This window comes from Kitasatospora aureofaciens (assembly GCF_019192735.1).
Taxonomy (GTDB): Bacteria; Actinomycetota; Actinomycetes; order Streptomycetales; family Streptomycetaceae; genus Kitasatospora; species Kitasatospora aureofaciens_A.
Genome location: NZ_JAHTKP010000046.1, coordinates 17,945 through 42,737, shown reverse-complemented (window position 1 = coordinate 42,737; position 24,793 = coordinate 17,945). Strand labels below are relative to the sequence as shown.

General features: G+C 75.3%; 16 protein-coding genes. 5 read left to right on the top strand and 11 right to left on the bottom strand.

The features are described 5' to 3' along the window. Positions 1-25 precede the first annotated feature (25 nt). The 3 genes from KV557_RS31145 (at position 26) to KV557_RS31135 (ending at position 6,749) form a co-directional block, all read left to right on the top strand. Positions 26-2,620, top strand: a complete 2,595-nt coding sequence (locus KV557_RS31145; protein ID WP_256178218.1) for an AfsR/SARP family transcriptional regulator — start codon at positions 26-28, stop codon at positions 2,618-2,620. A gap of 104 nt (positions 2,621-2,724) precedes the next feature. Further along, positions 2,725-5,010 (top strand): ATP-binding protein, encoded by a 2,286-nt coding sequence (locus tag KV557_RS31140; RefSeq protein ID WP_218204896.1) that lies wholly within the window; start codon positions 2,725-2,727, stop codon positions 5,008-5,010. Continuing rightward, positions 5,001-6,749 carry an AMP-binding protein gene (locus tag KV557_RS31135; protein ID WP_218204895.1) on the top strand — a complete coding sequence of 583 codons (1,749 nt, stop codon included), beginning with the start codon at positions 5,001-5,003 and terminating at the stop codon, positions 6,747-6,749. Before KV557_RS31140 ends, KV557_RS31135 begins: the two co-directional genes overlap by 10 nt. Before the next feature lie 124 nt (positions 6,750-6,873). On the opposite strand, the gene KV557_RS31130 is transcribed toward KV557_RS31135, so the two are convergent. Beyond that, entirely contained in the window at positions 6,874-7,821 is a 948-nt protein-coding gene (locus tag KV557_RS31130) for a polyprenyl synthetase family protein (protein ID WP_256178217.1), read from the bottom strand. Positions 7,822-8,008: 187 nt separating this feature from the next. Next, a complete protein-coding gene (locus KV557_RS31125) occupies positions 8,009-10,732 on the bottom strand; it encodes an AAA family ATPase (protein WP_308130164.1) in 2,724 nt (907 codons plus the stop codon). A gap of 512 nt (positions 10,733-11,244) precedes the next feature. Here KV557_RS31125 and KV557_RS31120 point away from each other — a divergent pair. Beyond that, a complete protein-coding gene (locus tag KV557_RS31120) occupies positions 11,245-11,952 on the top strand; it encodes a 4'-phosphopantetheinyl transferase family protein (RefSeq protein WP_218204894.1) in 708 nt (235 codons plus the stop codon). A gap of 60 nt (positions 11,953-12,012) precedes the next feature. Here KV557_RS31120 and KV557_RS31115 read toward each other — a convergent pair whose 3' ends face one another. Further along, positions 12,013-12,318 (bottom strand): hypothetical protein, encoded by a 306-nt coding sequence (locus KV557_RS31115; RefSeq protein WP_218204893.1) that lies wholly within the window; start codon positions 12,316-12,318, stop codon positions 12,013-12,015. Positions 12,319-12,491: 173 nt separating this feature from the next. Between KV557_RS31115 and KV557_RS31110 the strand changes: the two genes are divergently transcribed. After that, the gene (locus tag KV557_RS31110) at positions 12,492-13,562 is read left to right on the top strand and encodes a hypothetical protein (protein ID WP_308130163.1); all 1,071 of its coding nucleotides are present in this window, start codon (positions 12,492-12,494) and stop codon (positions 13,560-13,562) included. Between the two features lie 11 nt (positions 13,563-13,573). Here the strand turns inward: KV557_RS31110 and KV557_RS31105 are convergent, their stop codons facing one another. The 8 genes from KV557_RS31105 to KV557_RS31070 form a co-directional block, all read right to left on the bottom strand. Next, entirely contained in the window at positions 13,574-14,437 is an 864-nt protein-coding gene (locus KV557_RS31105; protein WP_218204892.1) for a 4'-phosphopantetheinyl transferase family protein, read from the bottom strand. After that, entirely contained in the window at positions 14,434-14,673 is a 240-nt protein-coding gene (locus KV557_RS31100) for an acyl carrier protein (RefSeq protein ID WP_218204891.1), read from the bottom strand. The genes KV557_RS31105 and KV557_RS31100 overlap by 4 nt, the downstream gene beginning before the upstream one ends. Further along, on the bottom strand, positions 14,666-16,609 hold the full coding sequence (locus tag KV557_RS31095) for an HAD-IIIC family phosphatase (RefSeq protein WP_218204890.1): 1,944 nt from the start codon (positions 16,607-16,609) through the stop codon (positions 14,666-14,668). The genes KV557_RS31100 and KV557_RS31095 overlap by 8 nt, the downstream gene beginning before the upstream one ends. An 8-nt stretch (positions 16,610-16,617) precedes the next feature. Beyond that, positions 16,618-17,649, bottom strand: a complete 1,032-nt coding sequence (locus KV557_RS31090) for a 3-oxoacyl-ACP synthase III family protein (RefSeq protein ID WP_218204889.1) — start codon at positions 17,647-17,649, stop codon at positions 16,618-16,620. Between the two features lie 27 nt (positions 17,650-17,676). Beyond that, positions 17,677-20,697, bottom strand: a complete 3,021-nt coding sequence (locus KV557_RS31085) for a type I polyketide synthase (protein ID WP_308130162.1) — start codon at positions 20,695-20,697, stop codon at positions 17,677-17,679. Positions 20,698-20,732: 35 nt separating this feature from the next. Further along, a complete protein-coding gene (locus tag KV557_RS31080; protein WP_218204887.1) occupies positions 20,733-21,020 on the bottom strand; it encodes an acyl carrier protein in 288 nt (95 codons plus the stop codon). Between the two features lie 61 nt (positions 21,021-21,081). Continuing rightward, entirely contained in the window at positions 21,082-22,812 is a 1,731-nt protein-coding gene (locus KV557_RS31075; protein WP_218204886.1) for an acyl-CoA dehydrogenase, read from the bottom strand. Further along, entirely contained in the window at positions 22,809-24,659 is a 1,851-nt protein-coding gene (locus KV557_RS31070) for a fatty acyl-AMP ligase (protein WP_218204885.1), read from the bottom strand. Before KV557_RS31070 ends, KV557_RS31075 begins: the two co-directional genes overlap by 4 nt. Positions 24,660-24,793: the final 134 nt, after the last annotated feature.

The window sequence follows — 24,793 nt, the reverse complement described above, 5'->3', positions numbered from 1 at the left end:
GGTGAGGTTCCGGATCCTGGGACCGATGGAGATCGAGGGCAGTGCGGGCCCCGGAGTCTTGCACACCCCGCAAGCGGCCAAGCTGCGGGTGGTCCTCGGCACCCTGCTGGTCCGCGCCAACCAGGTGGTGTCGGTCGAGAGCCTGGTCACCGAACTGTGGCGGGAAGAGCCGCCGCGCACGGCCACCGCCACCCTGCACGTCTACGTCTCGCAGCTGCGCAAGCTGCTGGACGCCGTCGACCCCGCCCGGGGCCGCGAGCTGTTGCACACCCAGCCCCCGGGCTACCGGCTCTCCCTCACGCCGGACCTGCTCGACCTGACCGCGTTCGAGGAGCTGTACCGGCTCGGCCGGGAGGCGATGGCCGACGGCCGCTACCGCCGCGCCGCCGACCTCCAGCGCCGGGCCATCGCGCTCTGGCGCGGCCCGCTGCTCTCCGACACCCCGCACGGGCCGCTGCTCGAAGGGGCCGCCGCCCAGCTCGCCGAGGCCGGCGGCGCCGCCCTGGACCAGCGGATCCGGGCCGACCTGGAGCTCGGCCGGCACCACGAGCTGATCGCCGAGCTGCGGTCATTGGCCGCCGAGCACCCGCTGCGCGAGGAACTGCACGGCCATCTGATGCTGGCCCTGTACCGGGCCGGGCGGCAGGCGGAGGCCCTGCAGGCCTTCGCCGAGCTGCGGAAGATGCTGGTGGCCGAGCTGGCGATCGAGCCCGGTCCGCCGCTGCAACGGCTGCACCGGCGGATCCTGGCCGGCGATCCCGGGCTGCTGCGCACGGCCGCCGAGACCGGGAGCGCCGAGACCGTCCGGGAGGACGCCGACGGGACGGCGTCGCTCGGCATTGCGGCCGGTACGGCGCTGCCCGCCGCCGACCCCGTCTTCACCGGCCGCGGGGCCGCCCTCGCACAGGTCGAGGAGCTGCTGCGGAACGCCCCGGCCGGGTCCTTCGTCGCGGTGGCCGGGCAGCCGGGCGTCGGCAAGACCGCGTTCGCCCTGGAGGTCGCCCACCGCAGTGGTCCGTACTTCCCGGACGGCCGGCTGTTCCTGGACCTCCAGCCCGAGCCGGGGCGCCCGCTGCCCGCCACGAAGGCGATCTCCACGCTGCTACGACGGCGCGGGGTGCGGCTGGCGCACGGCGCCGGGGCGGGCGAGCTCCACGACGCCTGGCAGGAGCAGTTGACGGATCGTCAACTACTCCTGGTGCTGGACAACGCCGACTCCGAGGCGCAGCTGCGACCGCTGCTGCCGACCACCGCCGGGAGCAGCGCGATCGTCACCGCCCGCCGGCTGCCCGCCGGGCTCGGCGGGATCCGGCCGGTCCTGCTGGACGCCCTCGACCCGGAGGAGGCCCGGCTGCTGTTCACGGCGGCGGTGGGCCCTGAGCGGGAGGCGGCCGAGCCCGCCGCCGTCCGCGAACTGCTGGAGCTGTGCGGCGGGCTGCCGCTCGCCGTCCGGGTCGCGGCCGCCCAGTTGACGGCCCGTCCGCACTGGAGCGTCGCCTCGCTGGTGGACCGGCTGCGGGACGAGCGGTTCCGGCTCGGCGAGCTGCGGATCGGCGAACTCGACACCCGCGCCCCGCTGTTGCGGGCGTACCAGGATGCCCGGCCCGAGCTGCGGCGGGCCTTCCGGCTGCTCGGACTGCTGCCGGCCGGCCCGTTCGGACGCGCGGCGGCCGGTGCGGTGCTGGGCCTCTCCCCCGCCGGAACCACCCGGTTGCTGGACGGGCTGGTCGACGACCGGCTGCTGGTCGCCGGCGACCGGGCGGGCTGCCAACTCCCCGAGCTGCTGAGGGTACTGGCCGTCGAGCGACTCGCCGAGGAGGAGAGCCCGCAGGACATCGGGGACGCGATCGAGCGGCTGTGCGCGGAGTACGCCCGCGCGGCCGGGCAGGTCGCCGCCGTACTGACGCACGCCCGGCCCTCCGGGGACGAGCCGCACGAGCCCGCCGCCTGGTTCACGCGCGAGCGGGACGCGCTCGTCCGCGCCGTCCGGCAGGCCCACGGGGCCGGCCGCTGGACCGCCGCCGTACGGCTGGTGGCGGCGCTGGACGGCCACCTGGAGACGCACGCCGCCTGGGGCGCCTGGGCCGAGACGCACGCGCTCGCGCTGGACGCGGCCCGGCGCTGCGGCGACCGCGCGGCCGAGGCCCGGACGCTCCGCTCGCTCGGCGATCTCGCCTGGCAGCAACGGCGGTTGGAGGAAGCCGAGGAGCACTACGGGCTGGCCCGCCGGATCGCCGAGGAGACCGGCCACCGGACGGAGCTGAGCCGGGCCCTGGTCGGCCTGGCCGAACTGCGGATGGACGCCGGGGACGGCGCCGCCGCCGACGCCCTGCTCACCGCCGCGCTCGCGGCCGACCCCGGCCCGGGCGACCCGCGGGCCCGGTTCGACGTGCTGCGCGCCCTCGGGTTCCACGCGCTCTCGGCCGGCGACCACGCCCGGGCACACACCCGCTTCACCGCCTGCCTGGACCTCGCCCGCACCCTCCACGACCGCCGGCTGGAGTCATTCGCCCGCCGTGCCCTGCGCACCGCCCGGTCCGGCCCCGGCCACCGCCTGGAGGTCCGCCCGGGCGTCTGGCGTCTGCACGAGCGCCGGCCGCTGCCCGAGCCGGCCTTTTAGCCGCGCTTAAGCCGGAGCAGCGAGGGTGGTACGGCCAGGGGCCTTGGTGGACCAGGGGACAAACAGGGCGGGGGCGGGGAATGCCGGCAACGCAACAGGGTTGGATGTCGGTCCGAGCGGCGCAGTCGCCGCCGCCGCGCTCCGCCGGAGCGGCCCGGCTGATCGGACGCGAGCGCGAACTGCTCACCCTCGACGCCCGGTTGGCGGATCCGTCACTACGGCTGCTCACCCTCACCGGGCCGGCGGGTGTCGGCAAGAGCCGGCTCGCCGCGGCCGCTGCGCCCGCCACCGCCGGCTTCACCGCCGCGTGGTCCGTCGACCTGGCCGCCGTGCCCGGGGAGAGCCTGCCCGAGACCGTCCGCCGGGAGGCCGCCGCGCTGCGGCTCGCCGACGACGGGAAGGGCCGTCTGCTGCTGTGCCTCGACACCTGCGACGGCCACGGGCGCGCGCTCGCCAAGGCCATCGCCGAAGTCCTCGCCGGACAACCGGACTTGGTGGTGCTGGCGACCAGCAGGTCGCCGCTGGGGGTGTCGGGCGAGCGGCTGCTGCCGGTCCGCCCGCTCCCCGTACCGGAGATCGGGGCGGCGGCCGAGGAGGAGCCGGACGAACTGCTCCGGTTCCCCTCCGTCGCGCTGTTCGTCCGGCGGGCGCACGACATCGACCCCGCCTTCGCTCTCACCGCCGAGAACGCCGCCGTCGTCGCCGGGATCTGCACACTGGTGGAAGGGCTGCCGCTCGCCCTGGAGCTGGCAGCCCGGCAGCTGCGGCTCTACTCGGCGGAGACACTGCTCGCCCGGCTGCGCCGACGCGGCGCGCTGCTCGGCGGCGGCCCGCTCGACGCACCCGAGCGGCACCGCTCGCTGGCCGCGCTGGCCGCCTGGAGCCGGCGCGGGCTGCCTCCCGACCACCACGCACTGCTCGAACAACTCGCCGTCTTCGACGGCGGGTTCGGCCTTCCCATGGCCGAACGGGCCGCCCCGGCCGGTGGCGCCGACACCGAGACGGCGCTGGAGGTCCTGCTGGACCGCCACCTGCTCACCGTGACCGGCAAGGAGGAGGGCGAGCCCCGGTTCGCGGTACCCGAGCCGATCCGCTCGTCCTGCCTGGCCGACCTGGCGGACACCGACCGCGCGGACGCGGCCAGGGACCGCCACGCCGAGGCGTACCGCCGGCTGCTCACCGCCGTCGAGCCCCGGCTCACCGGCAGCGAGCAGGACCACTGGCTGCGCACCCTGACCGGCGAGGGCGCCAACCTGCTGGCCGCGCTGCGGCGGCTGCACGAACGCGGCGACACCGAGGGCGCCGCCGGGCTGCTGCTGGCCTGCCGCCGCCCCTGGCTGCTGTCCGGGCGGCTGCACGAGGGCCGCGACTGGTGCGACCGGCTGGGAACCGACCCGTCCCTGCCCGAGCCGCTGCGGGCCCGGCTGACCGATCTCGCGGGCCGCTTCGCGAGCGCTCTCGGCGAGCCGGAGACAGCGGTCCGGCACCACCGCCTCGCCCTGGAGGCCGCCCGGCGGCTCGGCGACCGCCGACAGGCCGCCGCCGTGTCCGCGAGGCTCGGCGCCGCCCTGCTGCGGCTCGGCGACCACACCGCCGCCGAGGCCGCGCTCGCACCCGCCCGCGAGGCGCTCGTCTCGCTGGGCGCCGCGCACCCGGCCGCCGAGGCCACCGTCGAACTGGCCCGGGTGCTGCGCGCCCGTGGCGAGCACCGCAAGGCCGCCGGCCTGCTGGAGGAGGGCCTGGCCGCGCACCGCCGGCTGCGGCACAGCCGGGGCGTCGCCGACGCCCTGCGCGAGCTCGCGGCCGCCGCCGAGGAGGCGGGCGACCCGGCGGCGGCGGACAGCGCGCTGCGGGAGAGCCTGCGGGTGGCCGACGGGCTCGGCGAACGGACCGAACTGCCCGGCACCCTGGAGCACTTCGCGCTGCTGCTGGCCCGTACCGCCGCTCACCAGCAGCCCCGGGTGCTCCGGCTGCTCGCCGCCGCCGAGGCGCTGCGGCGGGCGCTCGGCAGCCGCCCGGACGAGGCGCGGCGGGTGGCGCTGGCGGAGACCGTCGCCACGTTGCGCGCCCGGCTGAGCCCGGCGGACTTCGCCGCCGCCTGGGACGAGGGCCGCCGGCTCGCCCCGGCCGGCGCGGTGCTGGAGGCGCTCGCCGCCCCCGCGCCCGCGATCGGGGCCGGGGCCGATCCCGCCGAGCCCGAGCGCCAGCCGCTGACGCCCCGGCAGGTCCAGGTCGCGATGCTGATCGCCGAAGGGCTGACGAACCGGCAGATCGCGGCCCGGCTGAAGATCTCGGAGTGGACGGTGGTCAACCACGTCCGCGAGGTGATGCGCCGGCTGGGCTGTACCTCCCGGGTGCAGGTCGCCTGGTCGGTGGGCCGATGGCCGTGACCGGGGACCGGCTGCCCGACCAGCCCCCGCCGCTCGCCCCCGAGGCCCTCACCGCGATCCGCCCGCCCGACGACGTGGCCGCCCGGTTCCGCGCGGCCGGGTGGTGGCGCGCCGAAACCTTCCTGCACGACCTGTACCGGACGGCCGCGCTCGACCCCGAACGGCCCGCGATCATCGCCCACCGCCGCCACCGGGCCGCCGGGCACCGCACCGTCACCGTCGGCTACGCCCGGCTGGCGCACACCGTCGACCGGTTCGCGGCCGCGCTGCGCTCGCTCGGGCTGGCCGAGGGCGACCCGGTCGCCATCCAGCTGCCCGGCTGGTGGGAGACCGCCGCCCTGACGCTGGCCTGCCTGCGGGCCGGCACCCCGGCCGTCCCGGTGCTCCCGACCGTGCGGGCGCACGGGCTGGAGCGGATCCTGGCCGCCTCCCGGGCCCGGATCTGCGTGGTGCCCGACCGGTGGGAGGGCTTCGAGCACGCGGAGGCCCTGGCCGAGATGGCCCCGCGGCTGCCCTGGCTGCGCCAGCGGGTCGTCCTGGGCGACGCCGCGCCGACCGGGGCGCTGGACTTCGCCGGGTACTTCCGGCGCGTCCCGCACGAGCACGGACGCCACGGCGACGGGCCGTCCCTGGGCGCCGACCGGGCCGACCGGATCAGCCTGATGATCACGGTGATGGGCCTGGGCGACCGCTACACCGCCACCCTGCACACCCCGAACACCCTCTACGCGAACATCGCCCCCCGCCGCCCGGCCGCCGGGACCGGGCCGGAGCGCGGCGAGGTGATCTACTCCTCGCTGCCGCTCACCTCGCTGGCCTCCCTGCTGTTCACCGTGTACTGGCCGCTGGCGCTCGGCGGCACCGCCGTCTACCAGGACGTCTGGGATCCGGGCACGAGCCTCGACCTGATGGCCGAGGCCGGGGTCACCCTCGCGTACGCGGGGCCGGACCACTGGTCGGAGGTGCTGTCGGCGCAGCGGGAGCGGCCCCGACGGCTGGCGGCGCTGAACCTGGCGCTCTCCGGCGGGCGCACCCGCACCCCCGCGCCGCTGCTGGCCGAGCTCCCGGCGGCCCTGGGCGCCCCGGTGCACGCGGTGTGGGGGTCACCGGAGGTGGGCCTGGGCACGATCGCCCGGGGCGAGACGCCCGCCGAGCGCGCCGGCGAGAGCGACGGGCGCCCGGTACCGGGGCTGGAGATCTCCGTCCTGCCGGCCGCGCCCTGCCCGGTCGGCGGGCGGGAGACGGCTCCGCTCCTGGTGCGCGGGCCGTCGGTCGCCGCGGCGATGTGGCGGCACGGGGAACCGGCGCCGGTCGTCCCCTGGGAGCGGGACGGCTGGCTGGACACCGGGGACCTGGGCCGCGCGGACGGCCTCGGCGGGGTCGAGGTGCTGGCCCGGGCCGGTGAGCGGGCGGGCGGGATCTTCATGGTCCCGGCGGCGGAGGTCGAGGAGGCCCTGCTGACCCATCCCCGGGTGGCGGAGGCGGCGGTCGTCGACTACCTGCACCAGGAGCACGGGGAGCTGCCCTGCGCGGTGATCGTCCCGACGACGGAGGCGGAGCCGCCGGGCCTGGTGGAGCTGCGCGAGCACCTCGCCGCCCGGGGCGTCGCGGCGGGTTTCCTGCCCACGCGGCTGGAGTTGGCGCGCGCACTGCCCCGGGACGACCGCGGCGGCGTCCGCAAGGAGGCCCTGCGCAGCTGGCTCACCACGCTCCGCCCGGGCACCCCGCGCACGCTGTAGGGCGGCTCGGGCGGGGGCGCGCCCAGGAGTGGACCGGGCGATACCGACGAACGGGCGGAGGCTCGGGCGGGACGACGGCTCCCGAGCTACGCCGGCCCAGCCGGAGGCCGGGCGGGACGACGCCTCAGGCAGCGACCAAGCGGGTGGCCAGGGCGGCGAGTTCGGTGCGCCAGGCCGAGGCGAAGGGCGCGCCGGCGACGACCCGGCCGGCGCGGTCGAGCAGGTGGCCGATGGTGCGCTCGGCGCGGTCGCGGTCCTCGGCGCCGAGCAGCACCTCCCGCAGCAGGTCGCCGTACCAGTCGCGGTCCCAGCCGCCGCTGAGGAAGCCACGCACCCGCCAGGCGGCGTGCAGCGGGCGGGCGTAGTCCTGGTACACCACCGCCAGGTCGCCGCGGCCCGCCAGGGCGGCGCCCATCAGCAGCGGGTGCTGGAGCGCGTACCAGCCGCTGCCGCAGCCGCGGGCGCAGCCGGCGATGCAGCCGCCCGGCCACGGGTCGGCCAGGTAGCTGCTGGACAGCGTGGAGTCGACATAGGTGCCGCCGAGCCGGCCGATCCGCAGGTCGTGCCAGACCTGCCGGGCGGCGTCCGGCAGGTCGGCGGCGAGCCGGTCGGCGAGGGCCGTCGCCAGGTCGCCGATCAGGGCGGCCATGCCGACGCCGAAGCCCCGGGCGTCGCCGCCCCAGCCGTTGCGCTCGTGCTCGGCCGCGTGCCGGACGTGCAGGGTGGGGGCGCCGTGCCGCAGCAGGGCGTTCTCGCGGACGTCACGGCGGATCAGGTAGCAGGTGTCGAGGAGTTCGAGGGCAACTGCCGCGTCGACGGCGGACTCGGCCGCCGGGTCGCCGCCCGCCGCGAGGTAGCCGGTGAGCAGGACGGTGGGCCGGATCCGCTCGCCGCCGGAGGTGACCAGGTCCACCAGGGCCTCCCACATGCCCGCGGCCCGGGGGTCGACGGCCCGGCACCGGGCCTGCTCGGCGTGCAGCAGGCCCCGCATCCGCTCCTCGACCCGGGCCAGCATGTCCGTGCGCAGCAGCTCGGGCAGGACCGCGTCCGTCGGCATGGACTGCGTCGTCATAGCGTCTCCGTGGGTAGGCGCGGCATCGCACCGAGCCTCCCCGGCAGACGGCTGGTTCGGCAACGGCGGCGGGCGCGTTGCCCGGAGATCTGCCGGGCCCACGCACCGTGACCGACTGATTCCTATCATCCCCGGTACTGGATGTTCAGCTCCTTGCCATACTCCTGCCATACGGTTTGCCGGACCATCACACCCGGCCGCCCGAGCCGAGCAGGTGCAGCTCCGCGGGCAGCTCCTGACGGCGTGTGATGTTGAGCTTGCGGTAGACCCGGGTGAGGTGCTGCTCGACCGTGCTGACGGTGATGTAGAGCTTCGTCGCGATCTCGCGGTTGGTGTGACCGTGCACCGCGAGCATCGCCACCCGCTTCTCCGAGTCGCTGAGCCTGGCGTGGAGTTCGGCGAGGTCGACGGCGCCGGAGCGGGCGTCCTCGGACGGCCCGCCGGGTGCGCCGAGGCCGGGGGCGATCTGCTCGCACAGCGCGTCGGCGCCGCACTCCTTGGCGAGCTGCCAGGCCCGCCGGTTGACCATGTTGGCCCGATTGCCGTCGCCGAGTTCCCTCAGGACCCGGGCGAAGTCGGCCAGCGCCCGGGCGAGTTCGTGGCGGTCCTCGGAGTCGTGCAGCTCGTCCACCGCACGGGCGAGCAGCGCGAGCCGCTCCCGGGGCTCGCACAGGGACGCCCGGACGCGCAGGGTGGGGCCGGAGATCCACGGATGGGCGGCGTCCCGGTGGGCGAGCTGGTCCGCGACGAAGCGGGTGGCCTGCGGGGCCTCGCCGAGCCGGATCAGCGCCTCGGCCGCGCCGGTGCGCCAGGGCATCAGCAGCGGCCGGTCCAGGCCCCAGCGCTTGAGGGTGCGGCCGATGTCGAGGAAGTCGCCGAGTGCGGCGTGGAAGCGGTGGGTGGCGAGGTGGTACTGGCCGCGGGCCCGCAGGTAGGCGATGCCGTGGATGCTGCCGGCCAGGCCCTCGGGCAGCGGGCGGCTGAGTTCGCGGGCGGCGGTGTCGTGGCGGCCGGCCGCGGTGGCGGCCCGGATCAGGGTGGCCGCCACGCCCCTGGCGAAGACGCTGCCGCCGCGCTCCGGCAGCAGGTCCAGGGCGGCCTCGGCCTGCTGCTGCGCGCCGGTCAGGTCGCCCTGCCGGAGCAGGGCCTCGGCGTGCAGGGCGGTGAAGGTGGCCTGCACGCCGGGTGCGCCGCGCCGGACGGCCTCCTCCAGGAACACCTGGCACCAGGGCAGGACCCGGGCCGGACCGTCGGTGGCCAGCAGGGCCCGGATGGCCTGCACGATCGGGGCGGCGGTGCCGTCGCCGAGGGTGGCACCGCGCAGGAAGGTCTCGGCCGCGACCCCGGCCACGCCGTCCGCCGAGTACTCGGGGATCGCCCACAGGGTGGCGGGTGCCGAGATCCGGGCCGGCAGCGGTTCATTGGGCCGGGCGCTCGCGCACGACTGGGCCGAGCCGGCCCACCAGGGGAAGGCCGAGAGGCCGTCCAGCGGGTCGGCGCCGCGGCCGAGCCGGGCGGGCCGGCCCGCGCGCTCGGCCTCGCGGCCGGCGGCCAGCCGCTCCAGGGCCTCGCCGGCCTCGTCGATCCGGCCCTGCTCGGTGAGCAGCCGGGCGAGCGGTCCGAGCCGGGCCGGGCCGAGCCGGCCGGCCCGCAGGGTCTCCAGCGGTTCGGCGAGGGCGCGCTCGGCGGCGCCGGGGTTGGTCCGCCAGATGATGGCGGCGAGCATGGTGCGGAACTGGGCGCGCTGCTCGTCGTCGGCCCGGCCGCGGTAGGCGAGTTCGAGGCAGGCGGCGGCCCGGTCGGTCGCGCCGTCGGCGAGCAGCTGCTCGGCGGCGGCCGAGAGCACCGCCACCGCCCACGGCAGGTCGGTGGGGCCGGCGGCGAGCAGCTGGGCGGCCACGGCGGCGGTCGGGGCGCCGTCCCGGTAGGCGAGTTCGGCGGCGCGGCGGTGCAGGGCGGTCCGGTCGTCCGGGTCCATCCGGTCGAGCACCGCCTGGCGGGCGACGGGGTGGCGGAAGCGGTAGCCGTCCAGGATGCCGGCGGCGTCGAGCGCGGCGCTGCCCCGGACGACCGCGCCGTCGGTGCTGCCGAGCAGGCGGACGGCCGGCTCGCGCGAGCCGAGCTCGCCGAGTACCGCGAGCACCTCGGCGAGGCGGCGCGCGGCCGGGCCGCAGCGGTGCAGACAGGCGAGGACGGCCTGGGTGAAGGCGCCGCCGAGTTCGGGGGTGCGGCCGCCGGCCCGGTGCTCCTCGATCAGGGCGCGCAGCAGCAGCGGGTTGCCGCCGGCGGCGTCGGCGGGCAGCGGGGTCCTGCCGTCGGCCGGGCCTGCGGCCGGTTCGACGGCGGCCAGCCGGTCCACCGCCTCGGGGCGCAGCCGCTCGGCCCGGATCCGGACGAAGCTGCGCTGGCGCAGCAGTTCGGTGGCGTAGACGGGGTCGTCGGCACGCTCGTGGACCGACTCGGTGCACACCAGCAGGACGCGGGCGGCGCGGGTGCGGCGGACCAGGTGGAGCAGGTACTGGCAGGACAGGTCGTCGATGTGGTGCAGGTCGTCGACGCAGATGACCACCGGCGCGGTCTCGGCGAGCCGGTGCACGGCGGCGCACAGCGACTGCATCACGTCGATCCGGGACGGGTCCGGTGCGGTCGCCGGGTCGGGCAGGGCCCCGGCCGGGGCGGCGGCGAGCAGTTGGCCGAGCACGCCGAGCGGGAGGTCGTGTTCGACGGCGGTGCCGATGGCGCGCAGCACCACGGCGCCGGAGGCGGCCGCGTGTTCGGCGACCGTCTCGACGAGCTCGCTCTTTCCGCAGCCGACCGCGCCCTCGATCAGGACGATCCCGGGGGTTCCCCGCAGGCAGTCCGCGAGTGCGGATTCCAGTACGGCCAGTTCTCGTTCACGGTCGATCAGCACTCTTGAGCCCCCGGCTTTGTCCGCGTCGCGGTCAGCGCGCCCGCATCACGGCGATCACCGGAACGTCGCGGGCGCGGTTGAGAGTTACCAGCCGGAAACTGATCCGCCGGCGGTTCGAGTCTATGCAGCACGCACCGGCCGGGCCGCCGGCCGAATGCCGACCGGAAGCTGCACGGCAACAACTTCCCCCTACGCCACCGGCATACCCCTAGTGGGCCCGGAAGACCGGGCGGGGCACGTCCCGGGAAGGGTGCGGGGTGGGGTGCAGCAGGTACTCGTCGGGCCGGCGGACACCCCTGCCACCCCCTTATGACAACCGCATGGCAAGCGGGCCCGAGCGGATGACAGGGCACCGGCTGGGCGGCGGCGGGCCGGGCCGCGGGTAGCAGTCGACTGGGAGGCCCCGGGCGGTGGCGGGGGCCGCGCGGACGCGCGGGCCGGTGGCTGCTGGCGGTGGCGAGAGCGCCGGAGCGAGGGTGAGGACACGCACCTCTAAGCGCTCGGAGGATGTCATGATCAGCACGCTGTTGCCCGCCGCGGCCGTCGCCGTCGAGTCCACGATCGACCGGGAGATCCCGCTCTTCCCCGCCGAGGCCCGGCACGTCCGCGACGCGGTGGTCGGCCGGCAGCGCGAGTTCACGACGGTCCGCTGGTGTGCGCGCCAGGCGCTCGGCCGGCTGGGCCTGCCGGTGGTGCCGATCCTGCCCGGCCACCGGGGCGCGCCGCGCTGGCCGGAGCAGCTGGTGGGAAGCATGACGCACTGCGCGGGCTACCGGGCGGCCGTGCTGGCCCCGCGCGCGGAGGTCTCCGCGATCGGTATCGACGCCGAGCCCAACGCCCCGCTCCCGGACCGGGTCCTGGACTCGATCTCGCTCCCGGAGGAGCGCGCCTGGATCGAGCGGCTGAGCTGGTCCGCCGCCGAAGTGAGCTGGGACCGGCTGCTGTTCAGCATCAAGGAGTCCGTCTACAAGACGTGGTTCCCGTTGACGGGCCGTGAACTCGGGTTCGAGGACGCCCTTGTGACCGTGGATCCGGTGACACGAACCTTCCGGGCCAATCTACTGCTGGACCGCGCGGTCCGCGCCACCGGCGTGCCGACCTGGTTCGACGGGCGGTTCGGGACGGCCGGCGGGGTGCTGCTCACCGCGATCGCCCTGCCGGCCCGGCAGCCCGACCGGCCGGCGGACGCCGACCGCCGGCTCCCTTCGAACGTCGGGTAGCCGGCCGGGGGCGTCGGGTACTCCCCGCGCCCCCGGCCGGCCTGACGGAACTTCGGAGAATCAGGCCCAGCGGTCGTCGCTCTCGGAGCGGTCCTTCGGCTCGGCGCGGTCCTTCAGCTCGTCGTGGTCCTTGAGGGCGCGGCCCCAGCGGTCGTCGGCCTTGATGAACAGCTCCTTGTTGATGCCCCAGTGGTTGCCCTGGACGCCGGGCTGTGTGGGCGTGCTGATGCCCCAGCGGTCGTCGCCAGAACTGTGGACACCGGCGCCGAACGCCGAGGTGGGGCCGAGCCCGAGCAGGGCGGCGACACCCACCGCGAGCAGAACGCTCTGGGCAGATACTCGAAGCCTGATGGTTGAATTCTTCATCTTTTCCCCCAAGCAGTCGGAACAGGTTGGAACCTGCGGCAAGCAACGGCCCCGCAGCCGTGCGCGGCTTGCCGCGGGCCCTACTCTGCCCCGCCGGCAGCACCCCGTCCGAGCGGATCTCGATGGCGTAAAGTTGCATGGCAGGAACCTGCATTCCGACGGGGGGCTTCAGAGTGTTCGAACACCCACAACTCCAGAGCGGCTTTGCCGAACTGGACGATCGGAGTGCCACCGCCTATGGACACGCCGTTGAATTAGGGCGGTTCGACCGGAATGCCATTGCCTCCGCGCTGAGGCTGGACGAGGCCGAGGTCAACCGCATCGAGCAGGTCCTGCGGCTGATGCGCCTGCTGCAGCCCAGGCCGGGCGACCCGAACGTCCTGGTCCCGGTCAGTCCGGACGTGGCCGCCGCCGACCTGGTCGGCCCGGCGGAGCATCACATCCGCGACCTCAGGCAAGCGGTAACCGACATACGTGGCAAGTTGCTGTCACTCACCCCGCTGTACTTCGAGGGGCGTCGCCTGCGCAACCGGTTCGAGGCCTTCGACGTGGTCACCGACGTCGACGCGATCCAGAACATGCTCGACCACCTGGGGCAGACCTGCCGCAAGGAGGTGCTCACCGTCCAGCCGGGCGGCGCCCGCCCCTCCACACTGCTGCCGGCCGCGCGCAAGTCCGCCGAGGGCATGCTGGAGCGCGGGGTGCTGATGCGCACCATCTACCAGCACACCGCCCGCAGCGACCTCGCGACCAAGGCGTACGTCCGCGACGTCACCGCGCTGGGCGCCGAGATCCGCACGGCGGACCAGGTGATCGACCGGATGCTGGTCTACGACCGGGAGACGGTGTTCCTGCCGGTGCGCACCCAGGGCGACGACGAAGCCACGGGCGCCGCCATCGTCCGCGAGCCGACCATGGTGGCCTTCCTGTGCGCGGTGTTCGAGCACCTGTGGGACAGCGCGACCCCGTTCGTCTACGACACCCCGAAGGCCACACCGACCACCGGCGACCTCAAGCAGTCGATCATCAGGCTGATGGCCCGGGGCTACAAGGACGAGATGGTGGCGCGCCGCCTCGGCATGTCGGTGCGCACCTGCCGGCGTCACATATCCGAGATCACCGAGGAGTTGGAGGCGACCAGCCGCTTCCAGGCCGGGTACAACGTGGCCATGGCGGGCCTGCTCCGGAAGGGGCCGGCGGCCGCGGCCGGCGAGCCGCTCCCACAGCCGCAGCCGCCGACCTGACCGGGCCCGCGTCACGCCCGCACCTCACCGTCCCCCTTCCGCAGCGCCCCCTCGATCGCCTCCACGCAGTCCTGGTCGAGCATGGTTGTCATATCCATGTCTCCGATGGTGCCGAAGCCGGCGTCGTAGACCGCCACGCTGATGCAGTACCCGCTGTCCAGCGCGAAGGTGTGGAACCCCCACTCGTCGCCGGTGCCCGTGCTGCCGTCGGGGCGCTGCGCCCGGACCGGCCGGCCGTCCGGACCGAAGCCGAACTCGGTGAAACTGAACTGCATGCCCTGCCCGATCGCCTTGCTGTACGCCTCCTTGAGGGTCCACAGCCGCACCAGGGCCGGGTTGCGCTCCTCCTCGGGCTGGGCGGCCAGCGTGACCAGCTCGTACGGGGTGCACACGTGGCGGCCCAGGCCCCGCTGGTACATCGGACGGTCGGCCCGCTCCGCGTCCACCCCGATCAGGCCGCGGGTGGTGATGCCCACCAGCAGCAGGTCCTCGGTGTGGCTGAGGCTGATGTCCACCTGGTCGCAGCCGCGCAGGTACGGCCGTCCGGTCGGCCCGTACGCCAGCTCCAGGGCGTTCGGGTCGCCGTTCAGGACCGCGCCCGCCGCGAGCTTGAGCAGCACCCTGGACGCGGCGTAGCGGTGCCGCACGTCGGGGTGGGCGAGGTCCATGTAGCGCGACCAGTCCCGGCCGAGCAGCGCGCGCAGTTCCTCGCCGGTCGGCAGATCGGGCTCCAGGTCGGCGAGTTTGGCGTGGACCACGACGGTGCCGTACGCGGCCAGGTCGGCGCGCACCCGGTCCCAGACCTCGCCGCGGGCGACCACCTGGATGGGGCGGCCGACCGGCGGTCCGAGCGTGGAGTTTCCCGGGTCGGTCATGCCTGTCGCTCCAGAACCGAGTGGATCTCCGCGAGGCTGCGTGCCTCCAGGACTGCGCGGACCGGGAGCCGGCGGCCGGAATCCGCCTCCAGCAGGGTGACCAGCCGCAGCAGGTTCATCGAATCCCAGCCCGGCAGGTCGGCGAGGTCGCGGTCGGCGTCCCCGTCACCCACCGTCAGGTCCAGCTCCTCGCCGACCATCCGCAGGAACGCCTCCAGGCTGTCCGGTTCACGCATGGCTCGGCCTCGGCCGGTCCACGCGCAGGTCGAGGCGGATGTGACCGGGAGCGTCCGGACGCTCCGTCAGGTCATGGCGGTAGTACACCTGGTCCCCTTCACGAGCAAGCTCGGTAAAACCGAGCGCGGGGTAGAAGTCCCGCACCCGGTGGTTTCTCACGGTAGGTCGGTAGTAAGCGTCCACGGCCCCCAGCCCCTCGGCGGCGGCGTGGGCCAGCAGGGCGGCGAGGCAGGCCTGTTCGACGCCCCGGGTGAGCACCCGGCAGCTGAGCCAGACGTTCTCCAGCAGCAGCCGGTCCTCGGTGTAGCGGCCGAGGACCACGCCGACCAGCCCGTTGGGGCCGAACCGGTCGGCGGAGCGGACGGCCAGCAGCAGCCGCTCGGGGTCGTCCGCGAGCAGGGCCGGCTCGGCGGGCTGGAGCCGCATTCCGGTCAGGTTGAACTGATTCGTGCGCTGGGTGAGTTGGGCCAGCCGCGGGTACTCGTGCGGGCTCGGCGGGCCGACCTCCACGGTGACGCCCAGCTGGGCCAGGAACTCCGCGAGCGAGCCGCTGCCCTCGCGCAGCCGGCTGCGCTGCCCCTCCATCCGGTACTGCGCGGTGCGGTCGCGGTCCTCGTCGGTGAGCCGGGGCACGTCGAACCAGCCGTCCGCGAGCAGCCGCACGGGGTGCAGCGCCGGCTCGTCGTCGAGCGGCAGCACCGCGACCCCCGGCGCGCCGTGGCGGACCTGTGCCTGCTCGGCCGGTGAGTCGTCGGCGAAGACGAGGGCGTCCGGCGCGAGGCCGAGCCGGTCGGCGATGTCGAGCAGATTGCCCGCCTTGTCCGACCAGTTGGCGTTGATCCGGACGAAGTCCGGCTCGCGCAGCACCAGATCGGGGTGGTCGCGGAGCGTCTCCAGCACCTGCGCCTCGTCGTTCTTGCTGCTCACCGCGAGCAGCACGCCCTGGGAGGCGAGCTGGCGGACGTGGCGCTGGAAGCCGCCGAAGGCCTCGCCGCGCAGGGTGCCGGCGGCCGCGACGCCCTCGGGGCCGTCCTCCGCCAGCACGCCGTCCCACAGGGTGTGGTCGAGGTCCAGCACCAGGCACTTGCGGGTCTTCCCCCGCAGGGCGCGGGCCAGGTGGCCGATCTCCCGGGCGTAGGCCGCGAGCAGCGGTGTCGAGAGCCGCGCCTTGGCGTAGCCGGCGAGCCTGGGGTCGTACGCCGGTCCGCCGTCCGCGACGAGCGGGTCCAGGTCGATCACGACCAGCGACGGGTGGTCCTCGGCCAGCCGCAGCAGCCCGGCGTTGAACTCGCGCCAGACGGCGCCCAGCCGGGCCCGGGAGCGGTGGTCGACCAGCTGGTGGGAGTGGGTGCGCAGCAGGGGCACGGTGTTGAGCACCAGGGTGCCGGCCGAGAGCTGCCGGTACTCGGCGACCAGCCCGGCGAGCCGGCCGAGCACCCGGTCGGCCGCGGCGGCCACGTCCTCGGGCTGCCACGGGGTGGGGACCTCGGCGAAGACCGTCTCGGCGTCGAGCAGGCACAGGGCGAGGTCCGGCCCTGCGGGGTGGACGGGTCCTGCGGGGTGGACGGGTCCTGCGGGGTGGAAGAGGCCGGCCGGGTCGGTCAGGTCGCGCAGGTAGCCGCCGAAGTCGCCGAGGAGCGGACGCAGCAGCAGTCCGTGCCGGGCAAGTTCGGCGGTGAGCGGGTCGACGAGTTCGCCGACCGTGGACTGGCCGGTGATCGCGACGGTGAGGGCGGGGGTGTCCGGATGGTGGCGCAGGACGGCCTCCGGGTCGGCGCCCGCGAGCAGCCGGCCGGCCCGGCACAGGTCGGCGGTGCGGCGGGCCGGGTCGGCGTCGTCGAGCAGTTCGGCGAGCAGGCCGGGGACCTCGTGGTAGGCGGCAGCCAGGCCGCCACCGGCGCGCAGGGCGCGGAGCCGGTCGAGTGGTGGTGTCATGTGGGGCCTCAGACCTTCTCCAGCGCGAACCCGGTCTTGATCCACTTGCTGGACTCGACCGTCACCCCGATCGCGCGCTGCCCGTCCGCGAGCTGCGGCAGCAGTCGTTCGAGTTGCAGGAACGGCAGGGCGTTGCCGGTGTTGCCGGTGTCGCTGACGCAGCTGACCTCGTGGACGGAGGGGATCGCCATGTGCTCGACGATGCGCGCGGTCATCCGCTCGGAGAGCTGCGGCGGCAGCAGGTGGTCGACGTCGGCGGTGCTCCAGCCGACCCGGTCGAGCAGTTCCCAGAAGATCTCCACGGCCATCGCCGGGACGCTCTCCTCGATGGCCTTGTAGTCCTCGGCGAGCATCGGCCGCTCCGAGTGCCGGTCGCTGACGCCGTACCAGTCGACCGTCTGGCCGGCCGGACGGCCCAGCCCGGCGAAGCTGTTGAGGACCCCGCGCACCGCGACCCGCTCGCCGAGCGGCTCGGCGGTCAGCACGGCGGCGCCCGCGCCGTCGCCGAACAGCACGTAGTTGACCAGCTCCTCGGTGGGCATCCGGGCCGGGTCGCGGCGGACGTCCAGGTGGCGCGCGGTCACGTCGCCGCCGAGGACGAGGCCGGCGCCGGCGCCGCCGGCCAGCAGGCTCCGGCCGAGGTCGAGGGCCTGCACGGCACCCGAGCAGCCGGCCTGGAGCTGGTAGACCGGCAGGTGGTCGAGGCCGAGCCGGTCGGCGACCTGGGTCGCGGTGGTCGGCAGCAGGGTGTCGGGGGTGGCGGTGGAGAGCACCACGAACTCGATGTCGGCGGCCTCCAGACCGGCCGACTCCAGCGCCCGGGCCCCGGCCTCGGCGCACAGGTCGACGAGGGTCCGCCGGACCTCGCCGGTCTCCAGGTCCCAGGCGAAGTACCGGGCCCTGGTGCCGACGAAGATGTCGATCCACTCCTCGCTCACGCCGAGCAGCCTGCCCAGGGTGGCGTTGTCCACCGGTTCGCCGGGCAGGGCGGTGCCGACCGCGGCGAGGTAGGCCCCCGCCGGGTCGTCGATTCGGGTCATGGTGCGCTCCTTCTCCCCTCGTCCGGGTCATGCCGCCTTGGCGGTGACCAGTTCGCCGTAGAGTTCCGCCAGCGAGCCGATCGTCCGCAGGGCGGGCAGCAGTTGGTGGATGGAGACCTCGCCGGCCTGCGGCAGCCGGGCCTCGACGCCGTCCTTGAGCTGCATGATCATCACGGAGTCGAAGCCCAGGTCCTCGTAGAACCGGGCCTCCGGCACGACGAGCTCCGGCGGGTGGCCGCCGACCTGGAGGACGGCCTCGATCACGACCGCGAGGGCCGGGTCGGCCGTCCGGGGAGCCGGTGCGGGCGCCGTCCGGGCTGCCCGGGCCGGCTCCGGAACCGTCCGCACCGGGGCCGGGCGGGGGGCCGGGGCGCAGCCCCAGTAGCGGTTCCCGGTGGCGAAGACGTACGGCCGCAGCCGCTCGGACGCCCGCAGGTCGGACGGGTAGAGCGCACCCCACTCGGGGTCGAGCCCGGCCCGGTAGAGCGCGGCCACCACCTCGGCCAGGTCCCGGCCGGTCGCCTCGGGGCCCGGCGACGGATGCAGGAACTCCACGCCGGCCGAGCGGCCGGAGCGGCCCGCGAGCGGGAGCAGCTGCGGGCGCGGCCCGATCTCCACCAGGTGGGTGGGCGCCACCTCGTCGAGCAGCGCGTCGAGCGCGTCGGCGAACAGCACCGGCTCGGCCAGCTGGCGCGCCCAGTAGTCGGCGTCCATCGGGCGGTCGCCGAGCATCGCGCCGTAGCGGGTGGAGGCGATCGGCAGCCGGGGCACGCCCGGGCGGACCGTCGCGGCCGCCGCGCGGAAGGCCTCGACGGCCGGGGCCATCAGCGGGGAGTGGAACGCGTGCGAGACCTTCATCCGTGCGGTGCGGCCCCCGCGCCCGGCCAGCACCCGCTCGGCGCGGTCCAGTTCGGCGATCGGGCCGGAGAGCACCACGTCGGCGGGACCGTTGACCGCCGCGACCGTCAGCTCCGGCTGTGCGGCGAGCAGTTCGGCCAGGTCGGCGGGCGCGACGTGGACCGTGAGCATGCCCCCGCCGGCCGGCAGCTGCTGCATCAGGGAGGCGCGGGTGGCGACCAGTTCGGCGGCCGGGCCCAGGTCGAGCACGCCTGCGACCACCGCCGCCGCGAACTCGCCGACACTGTGGCCGATCACGGCGGCCGGCTGCACGCCCAGCTCGCCGAGGGTGGCGGCCAGCGCGTAGCCGACCGCGAACAGCGCCGGCTGGGCGGGACCGGTCTCCCGGACGGCCTCGTCGCCGCGCAGCACGAGGTCCAGGATCGAACCGCCGACGTGCGGGGCCAGCGCCGCGTCCACCTCGGCCAGGTGGCGCCGGTAGACGGCGGACTCCCGGTGCAGCCCGGCCGTCATGGCCGGGAACTGGCTGCCCTGGCCGGTGAACAGGAAGGCCACCACGGGCTTGGTCCACGGCCGCTGGGCGTACCCGCCCGCGCCGTCCGCGCTGTCGTCGGCGGCCCGGCGCAGCCGGTCGGCCAGTTCCTCGGTGTCCCGGGCGGTGACGGCGTACCGGTACGGCAGCCCGGTCTTCACCCGGTTGCTGCTCCGGCACAGCGCGGCCACGCTGCCGCGCGGCCGCCGGGCGATCGCCTCGGCCTGGGCGGCGAGGTTGCGGCCGAGCGCCTCCGGGCTGTCGGCGGTCACCGTGAACACGCCGACCGCGCCGCTCTGCCGGGGCGCGGCGCGCCCGGCGGCGCGGGGTGCGCCGGCGAGGACGACGTGGGCGTTGGTGCCGCCCATGCCGAAGCTGCTGACCCCGGCCAGGACCGGGCCCGGGGGCAGCCGCAGCGGGGACTTGAGGAGCCGCAGCCCGCGTTCGGAGAGCCGCAGCTGGGGGTTCTCGCGGTCGGCGAAGCGGCTGGCCGGGACGATCCGGTGGTGCAGGGCCAGCACCGTCTTGATCAGTCCGGCGATCCCGGCGGCGCCCTCGGTGTGCCCGAGGTTGCCCTTCACCGAGCCGATCGCGCACGGCCGTTCCCGCTCGACCCCGTGCACCGCGCCCAGGGCCGCGCACTCGATCGCGTCGCCCAGCGCCGTGCCGGTGCCGTGCGCCTCCACGAAGGAGATCTGCTCGGGCGTCACGCCGGACCGCCGGTAGGCCGCCTGGAGCACCTTCTGCTGCGACCACCGGCTGGGCGCGGTGACCCCGTTGCTGCGGCCGTCCTGGTTGACGGCGGTGCCCTTGATCACGGCATAGATCCGCTGGCCGTCGGCCACCGCGTCGGCCAGCCGGCGCAGCACCACGAGGCCCACGCCGTCGCTGCGGCCGATGCCGTCGGCGTCGGCGCTGAACGGCTTGCAGCGGCCGTCGGGGGACACCAGCCCGAGCTGGCTGTAGACGAGCCCGAGCGCCGGGCTGAGCAGCAGGTTCACGCCCCCGGCGAGCGCGGTGTCGCACTCGCCGGACAGCAGGGCGTTCCCGGCCAGGTGGACGGCGACCAGCGAGGAGGAGCAGGCGGTGTCCACCGCCATGCTCGGCCCGGTCAGGTTCAGGTGGTACGAGATGCGGTTGGCCGCCATGCCGGCGCTGCTCCCCGCGCCGAGCTGCGGGCTGACCTGCTCGGGGTCGGCCATCCGCAGCCGGCCCCACTCGCCGCCCATCACCCCGACGAACACCCCGGTGTCGGTGCCCGCCAGGTCGACCGGCGAGCGGCCGGAGTCCTCCAGGGCCCGCCACGCGCACTGAAGCAGCAGCCGCTGCTGCGGGTCCATGGCGGCGGCCTCGCGCGGGGCCAGCGCGAAGAAGTCGTTGTCGAAGCAGTCGACGTCGGCGAGGAAGCCGCCGCGCATGAGCGCCGTCCGGTGCGCGTCGCGCACGGCGCCGGGCAGGTCGTCGGCGGTCCAGCGGGCCTGCGGCACCTCGCCGACGGCCTCCCCGCCGCGCATCAGCAGTTCCCAGTAGGCCTCCGGGCCCACGGCGGACGGGAAGGCGCAGTCCAGTCCGACGACGGCGATGTCCCGGTCGTGCTCGGGTAGTTGGCTGGGCTGCGGTAGTTGGCTGGGCTGCGGTAGTTGGCTGGGCTGCGCCACCTGGTTTTCTTGCGCCACCTGGTTGTGTTGGGCCATCAGGACCGTCCGCGCAGCGGGTCCGGCAGCTCGGCCAGGTGGGCGGTGAGGCTCTCCACCGTCGGGTGGTCCCAGAGCAGGATCGGCTCGACCTCCAGGCCGAACTCGTCCTCCAGGTCGCCACAGAGGCTGAGCGCGCAGACCGAGTCCAGGCCGTACTCGGCGAGCGGGACGGTGGGGTCGATGCTCTCGGCCGGGCGCTTGAGGTAGAGGGCGATCCGGTCGAGCAGCCAGCCGTGCGGGACCAGGCCCGGCCGCGCGGCGTCCCGGGTGGTGGAAGCGGTCATCGCTGAACTCCTTGGGTAATGAAGGATCTTGGGCGGGCGCGAGCGGCCCGGGCACCGTCGGTCAGCCGGGGACGGGGGTGTTGTAGAGGTCGAAGCTGCGCCGGTCGGCGAAGCGCAGTTGCAGCTCGTGCCGGACCCTGGTCCCGCACTCCGGCGGCAACTCCCCCACCGGGGTGCCGAGTTGTCTGGCGATCCGGTGCAGCGCCATGGCCGCCCAGCACGGGTCGGCCAGGAACGGATCCCGCCCACCCTGGCTGTGCTGCCACACTCCCGCGACCGAGGCCGCCGCGAGCAGCAGCGCGTACCGGTCCGCCAGCGGGAAGCTGACCGCGCCGCGCGGTCCGGCCCAGTCCGCGTCGGACAGCGCCAGCACCCGCTGTTGCAGGTCCCGCAGCTCGCCGACCAGCCGGCTGGCCAGGGTGCGCAGCGCCCGGTCGGCCGGCGATCCCCCGGGAGCGCCGTCCGCGACCGCCACCAGCGCGGCGCTGACGCTGTCCCGGCCGCAGGCCAGGCTGAGCCGCGCGTGGTCGAGCGGCGGCACGTCGGTGCCGAGCCGGAACAGCTCGGCGGGCGGCTCCGGCTCGGCGAACCACGAACGGCGGGCCAGCCACGGCAGTTGCGGGATGACGGTCGCCTGGCAGGCCACCGTCCCGGCGTGGCCGAGGCTCAGCACCGGGACGTCGCGGACGTGCTTCTGGAAGATGCCGAGGTTGCCGTCCCGGGTGTAGATCCCGGCGCCGAGCACGACCGACAGGTCGTACATGGTCTTGGTGAGCACCTTGGGCAGCAGGTACTTGAGCGAGGCCGAGTAGACGCTGGTCTGCTCCGGCAGCAGGTGCAGGGCCCGGCCGGCGACCACCGCGAGCGCGTCGTACAGCAGCAGGTTGACGAACGCGCCGACGAGCGCCTGGTCGATCTTGGCCGGGTCGGTCCAGGAGCCGTACGACCCGCCGAGACGGCGGTCGAGGTCGAACTGGACGGCGGTGCGCAGGCTGGTGTCCACCGCCGCGAGGGCCATGGCGGCGATCACGGTGCGGCTGATCTGGAAGGAGCGCAGCGCGGTCTCGACACCGCTGCCGGCCGCTCCGAGCAGGGCGGACTCCGGCGCCGGGCAGTCGTCGAAGGCGATCCCGGTCCACAGGCAGCCGCGCAGCCCGACGGCGTGGCGCCGGGGCAGCACGGTGGCCCGCCCGGCCGGCAGCTGCCGCGGGTCGAGCAGCAGCACGGAGTGGCTGCGGCTGCCCGGCTCGCGATCGGTGCGGCAGAACAGGACCAGCGCCTCGGCCCGGCTCAGGTTGTTGATCATCGGCTTGGAGCCGGTGAGCAGGAAGCCGTCGCCCGCCCGGCGCGCGGCCACCTGGCTGCGCACGTAGTCGTTGCTGTGCGCGGTCTCGTGCTGCGCGATGGCGGCCCGCGCGCCGCCGAGCAGGAGGTCGGCCAGCCACTCCTGCTGGGCGGGGGTGCCGGTGATCCAGACGTCGGAGGCCGCCATGAAGGTGTGCATGCCGTAGCCCATGCCGAGCCCGACGTCCCGGCGGAACAGCGGCCGCATCACCCGGACCAGTGTCTCGATCGAGTCCAGCCGCCCGCCGAGGTGCTGCGGCACGTACTCGGCGCTGACGCCGAGCCCGTCCAGCAGGTCCTCGACGGCCGCGAACGGGACGGCCGCACGGTCGGCCGCGAGCAGGCCGCGGTAGCCGTACGGGTTGCCCGGTTCGGTCGGGTCGCCGAGCGCGGCCTCGATCTGCGCGACCCGCGCGCGGGCCGGGGCGGGCGACAGCAGCGCGGTCATCGCCGCAGCCCCCGGCCGGCGCTCAGCAGGTCCTCGCCCAACAGGTTCTCGCTCAGCAGGTCGTCGCCGGGCAGGTCGTCGCAGCCGCGGGTCAGGGCGCGCACGGTCGGGTCGAGCACCTCGTAGTCGCCGCGCAGCTCGCCGTCCAGGAAGAGCCGTCGCATCAGGGTGCGCTGCACCTTGCCGCTGGTGGTGCGGCGGACGGTGCCCGTCGGCACCAGCAGCACGTTGCCGGCCGGGACGGTGAAGTCGCGCCCGAGCATCGCCTGGATCCGCTGGGCGAGCCGGCGCAGCTCGGTGGCGTCGGTGTCCGGGGAGATGCCCTTGACCTCCTGGACCACGACCAGCTGCTCCCGGCCCGCCTGCACCGGGAAGGCCGCGCCGAGGCCGAACCCCGGGTGGAGGCCGCGCACGGCCCACTCGACGTCCTGGGGGTAGACGTTGCGGCCGTTGAGGATGACAACCTCCTTCAGCCGCCCGGTGACGTACAGTTCGCCGTCCGCCAGCACGCCGAGGTCGCCGGTGCGCAGGAAGCCGGTCTCACCGTCGCTCAGGGTGGCCCCGAAGGTCTCGGCGGTCTCGGTGTGGCGCTGCCAGTAGCCCTGGGCGACGCTGTCGCCGCGCAGCCAGATCTCCCCGATCGCCCCGGCGGGCAGCTCGCGGTGGGCGACCGGGTCGACGATCCGGAGGTCGAAGCCCCGCACCCGGCCGCAGCCGACGAGGGTGCGGAAGGGCTGCTCGATCCGGTCCGGGTCGGCCGGGGTGAAGCGGTCGCGCTCCAGTTCGGTGGCGTCGACGGCCGTCGCGGCGTACGCGGCCCCGGGGACGCCGCCGGAGACGATCAGGGTGGCCTCGGCGAGCCCGTAGCACGGGTACACGGCCTCCGGGCGCAGTCCGGCGGGGGCGAAGCGTTCGGCGAATGCCTTCAGGGTGGTCTGGCGGACGGGTTCGGCGCCGTTGAGCGCGAGCCGCCACCGGGAGAGGTCCAGCTCGGCGATCTGCTGGTCCGTCACCCGGCGTACGCACAGGTCGTAGCAGAAGTTGGGGCCGCCGCCGACGGTCACGCCGTAGTCCTGGATCGCCCGGAGCCAGCGGAACGGCCGCTTGACGAACGCGGTGGGCGTCATCTGCACCGAGCAGCTGCCGAGCCAGATCGGGTGCAGCAGGTGGGCGATGAGGCCCATGTCGTGGTAGTGCGGCAGCCAGCCGCCGAAGCGGTCCTCGGGGGTGGTCCGGAACGCCTCCTGGAGGGCCTGCTGGTTGGCCAGCAGATTGCGGTGGGAGACCATCACGCCGCGCGGGTCGGAGACCGAGCCGGAGGTGTACTGGAGGAAGACCAGGTCCTCCGGGTCGGCGGCGGCGGGCTCCCGCCAGTCCTCGGGGTCGCCGAGGCCCGGGGTGTCGGTCGCCAGGCAGACCACGCCGGCGTTGTAGGAGCCCGCCAGGCAGAGGGCGACCTCGGGCGCGCCGGCAGTGTCGGTGAGCACCAGCCGGGTGCCGACGTCCCGGAGCACCGCCGCGGTCCGGTTCAGCCGCTTGTCGTCGCCTTCGGAGCCGGGCAGCGGCACGGGGACCGCCACCGCGCCGGCGTACAGGCAGCCGACGAAGGCCTTGAGGAACTCGGTGGTCGACGGGTAGAGCAGCAGGACGGGCTCGCCCTCGGCGCGGTGCGCCTGGAGGACCGAGGCGATCCGGCGGGCCTCCCGGTCCAGCTCGGCGTAGGTGAGCGTCTCGGCGAGCAGCCCGCCCGGGGCGTCCCGAAGGAAGATGTGGGCCGGCGCGTCGGCGAGTTCGGCGGCCCGCGCCCGCACGAGCTCGGTGAAGGTGACGAAGCGTGACAATGACATCCCCTCGGATCATCTCCGGCACTGCGGGCCCGACGTGCCGGGCCCTTCGTACCGTCCGATGATCGCGCGGGGCACTAAAGCCCCGCTTAGGCGCATTGCCGTGGGGTTGTGGCGGTTGGTTCCGTACCGCTTCG

Bases quoted from the DNA above. Each gene is read 5' to 3' on its own strand.
- KV557_RS31145 (WP_256178218.1), top strand. From the start codon at position 26: ATGGAGATCGAGGGCAGTGCGGGCCCCGGAGTCTTGCACACCCCGCAA.
- KV557_RS31140 (WP_218204896.1), top strand. From the start codon at position 2,725: ATGTCGGTCCGAGCGGCGCAGTCGCCGCCGCCGCGCTCCGCCGGAGCG.
- KV557_RS31135 (WP_218204895.1), top strand. From the start codon at position 5,001: ATGGCCGTGACCGGGGACCGGCTGCCCGACCAGCCCCCGCCGCTCGCC.
- KV557_RS31130 (WP_256178217.1), bottom strand. From the start codon at position 7,821: ATGACGACGCAGTCCATGCCGACGGACGCGGTCCTGCCCGAGCTGCTG.
- KV557_RS31120 (WP_218204894.1), top strand. From the start codon at position 11,245: ATGATCAGCACGCTGTTGCCCGCCGCGGCCGTCGCCGTCGAGTCCACG.
- KV557_RS31115 (WP_218204893.1), bottom strand. From the start codon at position 12,318: ATGAAGAATTCAACCATCAGGCTTCGAGTATCTGCCCAGAGCGTTCTG.
- KV557_RS31105 (WP_218204892.1), bottom strand. From the start codon at position 14,437: ATGACCGACCCGGGAAACTCCACGCTCGGACCGCCGGTCGGCCGCCCC.
- KV557_RS31100 (WP_218204891.1), bottom strand. From the start codon at position 14,673: ATGCGTGAACCGGACAGCCTGGAGGCGTTCCTGCGGATGGTCGGCGAG.
- KV557_RS31095 (WP_218204890.1), bottom strand. From the start codon at position 16,609: ATGACACCACCACTCGACCGGCTCCGCGCCCTGCGCGCCGGTGGCGGC.
- KV557_RS31090 (WP_218204889.1), bottom strand. From the start codon at position 17,649: ATGACCCGAATCGACGACCCGGCGGGGGCCTACCTCGCCGCGGTCGGC.
- KV557_RS31080 (WP_218204887.1), bottom strand. From the start codon at position 21,020: ATGACCGCTTCCACCACCCGGGACGCCGCGCGGCCGGGCCTGGTCCCG.
- KV557_RS31075 (WP_218204886.1), bottom strand. From the start codon at position 22,812: ATGACCGCGCTGCTGTCGCCCGCCCCGGCCCGCGCGCGGGTCGCGCAG.
- KV557_RS31070 (WP_218204885.1), bottom strand. From the start codon at position 24,659: ATGTCATTGTCACGCTTCGTCACCTTCACCGAGCTCGTGCGGGCGCGG.